The 608-nt window shown below is 56.3% G+C and carries 1 protein-coding gene; it reads right to left on the reverse strand.

Going from position 1 to position 608, the window contains the following annotated elements; all coding sequences use genetic code 11:
- Positions 1-427, reverse strand: a 427-nt coding sequence (locus AC1DIX_RS27530; protein WP_477328493.1) for an autoinducer binding domain-containing protein, incomplete at its 3' end; no start/stop codon positions are given.
- Positions 428-608: the final 181 nt, after the last annotated feature.

Below are 608 nucleotides of genomic sequence, written 5' to 3' on the forward strand. Positions count from 1 at the left end.
GTTTTAGATCAGCGTCATGTAGCGAAAAGCCGAAAGTTGCCTGCAATCCATGCATCTGGAAGGCGGCGTTCAACCGGCGGTTTTCTAGATTGGYGGCAGCCCCGCCAAAGGTTCCCGCATTGCAATATACTGGCACGATCGTCTGCTTCAGAGCATTGACGAGTTCGCTGCAGTAAAACATGTCCGCGCCCTCGTATAGATTGACGAGGGTCTGCGGCCAGTTGCTTGCGACCCGGTTTTCAACGAAGCCCGTCGCATCGCCGCGCGGAAACGAGGCAAGCAGGAAAAAATCGAAGCCCGCTTCCTTGGTCATGCGCTCAAGACTGCGCTTGAACTCGATCTTCAGATCGCCCTGGCGCGTGGTGGTGGAAAGCGAAAAAGCGTTATCGTCTACGCAGTTACGCACTGCGCGCTCACGTCTCGTCATCGATTTTTTCCTCAATCGCGACCTGCGGTCCGTTCCCGCTCCAGCAGGCCGTTGAAGGCGCCGGACAACAGCAAGAGCACAGCGAGGCTCCGCGTCGCAGTGGACGGAAGCTTTCGGCGTGATTCTATGACTGAATGCTGCGAGAAGAACGGAGACGAGGTCTAGCGCTCATTCGTAATGT

The sequence above is a fragment of the Massilia sp. 05N420 genome (genome assembly GCF_056397205.1).